The sequence below is a fragment of the Synechococcus sp. R8-2 genome, assembly GCF_047461715.1.
Classification (GTDB): Bacteria; Cyanobacteriota; Cyanobacteriia; order Thermostichales; family Thermostichaceae; genus Thermostichus.
Genome location: NZ_JANSHQ010000568.1, coordinates 1 through 3395, shown reverse-complemented (window position 1 = coordinate 3395; position 3395 = coordinate 1). Strand labels below are relative to the sequence as shown.

The 3395-nt window shown below is 59.0% G+C and carries 3 protein-coding genes; all 3 read right to left on the bottom strand.

Annotated features, from left to right (window positions below; all coding sequences use genetic code 11):
• Positions 1-146: 146 nt before the first annotated feature.
• Positions 147-986 carry a DUF6671 family protein gene (locus NW819_RS12540; RefSeq protein ID WP_414413947.1) on the bottom strand — a complete coding sequence of 280 codons (840 nt, stop codon included), beginning with the start codon at positions 984-986 and terminating at the stop codon, positions 147-149.
• A gap of 69 nt (positions 987-1055) precedes the next feature.
• Positions 1056-2762 carry a SulP family inorganic anion transporter gene (locus NW819_RS12535; RefSeq protein ID WP_414342307.1) on the bottom strand — a complete coding sequence of 569 codons (1707 nt, stop codon included), beginning with the start codon at positions 2760-2762 and terminating at the stop codon, positions 1056-1058.
• A 90-nt stretch (positions 2763-2852) separates the two neighbouring features.
• Positions 2853-3119: a hypothetical protein gene (locus tag NW819_RS12530; protein ID WP_255344550.1), complete on the bottom strand. Its 267-nt coding sequence runs from the start codon at positions 3117-3119 to the stop codon at positions 2853-2855.
• Positions 3120-3395: the final 276 nt, after the last annotated feature.

Sequence of the window (3395 nt, the reverse complement as noted above, 5' to 3'; positions counted from 1 at the left end):
AGCTGTGTTTACTTTCTAGTTCTTAAAATCCCTGCGCTGACATCCAAGTTGCTAAGTAGGGATCCACTGGGTTGGATCCCTATTCTCTTACATCAGCCCCTCTGGGGGGATGAAAGCCTGGGCTTGACGTCAAGCTTGGGACAAAGCTAGGGATTACAAAAGGCACACTGAGCGGGATCCGCCCAGGGCTCTGCCACAGGCTCGGTGTGGGTGTGGGAACAGCGAGCACAGCCATATACCCAAGCCTTGGCCACGGGGGTGGGGGCGCCACATTGGCCGCAGGGCAGTCCAGAGACCGAGCGGATCTGCCAGTAGCCAGGAGTGCCGCAGGCCGGGCACAGGCTTTGGGCTTTGGCGATTAGGTTTTGGGTGGCGGCTGCGATGACTTGGAGCCGGGTTGGGTTGCACATGGCCCGCATGTCGGTTTCCAGATGCAGGCCACCCTGCCGAGCCAGCAGCTCCCCCACCACCTGCTTCAGGGTTGCTTCGTCTTGGATTCCTTTGTGGATAACCTGGGGCTTTTCTGGCTGGTCGAGGGCGATCAGAGCGTGCTGGGGAAAACCCGCCCTTTGGGCAAAGTCCAGCGCTTCTGCCCAGCTCTGCACCCAGCGATGGCCGAAATTGGTTTGGGTGCTCTCTGCATAGCCGACCAGCTCCAAGGGCTCCGCGCCGGGTTCAAAAACCCTGAGCATGACCCATTCTTGGTTCCAAGGGATCCAAGGGATCTGGGGGTGGGGGCCAAAGGATCCCTCGCTGGCCAAGCCCAGAGCTTCAGGATGATCCTGCAAAGCCCTTGCAATCTTCAGGCGCAGAGTCTGTAGGGGATCCCCCGGTCGGGGCCGCTCCCGCGAGAAGGTGCCCAGTTGGTCGGTGTCGAAAGCTACTACTTGAACTTGGATCCCCAAATGTTCGGCCAAGAGAGGGCCGATGACCTGCTCTTTGCGATGCATGGTTGCCAAGTAGGCGACCCGACCCTTCCATTGCATAGACTCAGACTTAACCTAGATCTGGCAAACGGATCCCGCAGCTTTGTGGCTCAGGCCAATTGGGGTTACTCAAACCAGGGGACTGGCCTCGAGCGGCAAGCCCAACTGGGCAACAGCCTCGGCCAAAGCCACCTCACGGCTGTCCACAAACCGCTCTGGGGGCAGCGGCAAATGTAGGTTTTCCAGGCGCTGCCGGATCCGGCCCTTGGCCCCAACAATCCACACCTGTTTGCCCCGATCCAGGGCCTCGCGAATGGCATTTTCCAGGGATAGCGTCGCCGAAACTCCCAGCATCGGCACATCTGATAGATCCACCACCAGCGCTTGGCAGGAGGCCACCGCCTGATGTTGGCGGGAAATGGCTTGGGAAACCCCGAAGATCATCGGCCCGCTCAGGTAAAACAGCAACACCTGCCCGCATCCCTGGCGCAGCAATTCCCTCTCACGGGGAGTGAGATCCACCGCATCATCGGCATCGGTAATGGCTTTCACCTCTTCGGAGTGGATCTCGCTGAGGCGTTGAATGGTGAGCAAGTTGGCCACAAACACTCCCACCCCCACGGCAGCGATGAGATCCACAAATACCGTCATGAACATCACCCCGTACATGATGGCTGCCCCTTTGAGGGAAAGGCGGTGGGCCCGCTTGAGGAAGCTCCAGTCGAGGATATCCACCCCCACCTTAAAGGCGATCCCTGCCAGCACCGCCATTGGGATCCCTTGCGTGAGGGGAGCTGCAAACAGCACCACCATCAACAGAATGAGGGCGCGGGTGACGCCCGCCAGAGGGGTACGTCCCCCCGACTGGATATTCACCACTGTGCCCATGGTTGCCCCTGCTCCCGGCAGCCCTCCCATGAAGCCGGACACCAAGTTAGCGATCCCCTGCCCGATCAGCTCTTGGTCAGAGTCGTGGCGGGTGCGGGTGAGGTTATCGGCAATGACTGCCGTTAAGAGGGTGTCGATGCAGCCCAGCATCCCCAGCACCACCCCATCCAGCACCAAGTTGGCCAGGGAAGCAAAGGGCAACTGCGGCCACTGCAACTGCGGCAAACCGGTGGGGATGGGGCCAATGCGCCGCAAATCCCAATCGGCCATGAACAAGCTGGCCACCAGCGTTCCCAACACCAAAGCCACCAACTGCGGCGGCACCACCCGTCGCCAGGGCTTGGGATAGCCAAAAAGGATGGCAAGCGTCAGCAGCCCCAGCCCCAGCTCTGGCATCTTGAGGTTGAGCAGGTAGGTCGGCAGGTTCTGCACCGCCCCAATCACTCCCCCCTGGCTGGCGTGGCCCAAAAGCGGCGGGATCTGCAGCAAAATCATGATCCAGCCGATCCCGGACATAAAGCCGGAGATAACGCTGTAGGGCATGAGGGTGATGTATTTACCCAGTTTCAGGGATCCAAACAGGATCTGAAATAAGCCCCCTAGCATCACCACGGTGAAGGCCGGCCCCAGCCCCTGCTCCGGGTAACGAGCTGTAACATTAGCAACCACCGCCGTCATCATCACAGTCATCGGCCCGGTGGGTTCGGAGATGAGCGTGGGCGTACCCCCAAACAGAGCCGCAAAAAAGCCCACACACACTGCTCCGTACAAGCCCGCCACCGGCCCTGCCCCCGAAGCCACCCCAAAGGCCAAGGCCATCGGCAAGGAAACAATCGCCGTCGTCAGCCCGCCGAAGAGATCCCCGCGCCAGTTGTCTAGGCTCAGACGTCGGTGCCAATCCAGAAATCTCTTGCCGCCGGACTGTTGTTCTTTCGCTTGGCTCAGCATGCCCCAAAGCCCTCGACGCTATGGGCAGCCTATCATTGAACGTTACTATAGAGATCATGCTAGAGAATAGATTTTCTTCTATAGTTTCCCTCAAGGATTCCCCTCCAAGCGAGGGCATGGGGCTTGAGCCGGTAGAGTTGTGTGAAAGTGAGAGTAGTCCACATAGCGATGCCCATTGCTGTCCAGGTGGAGAATATCGGCAAATCGGTGGTTCCAGAGAATCTCATCGGCCAAGTAGGAGTGGCGAGCATGGATGGTTTGGGAAAAGGTGTCGTCGATGCCGGTCAGGGTAATGATCAGCTCCGCTTGGCCCACCTGTAAATCTCGATCCATGAGGCTGTAGAGAGGGCCGCCGATGAACCACCAAGCCTCTCCTACTGGAAGTCAGCCAGCCTTCACAAAGGGCGAATGGTAGACTGGGAATACAAAAGCTTTCTGCTCAATTCAATCACCTTCAGTCTGCCACGGCCAAGGTTGGCTTCTCGATAAACTTCCATGAACCCACTGCGCCAAGGCCGACTGGGATCCCTCAATGATAACCCAACCCCATGAGCGACAACGAATCGACGGCGCGCATCATCTCCACCGACCTGCAGCGGGAGATGTCGCAGTCCTACCTGGAATACGCCATGA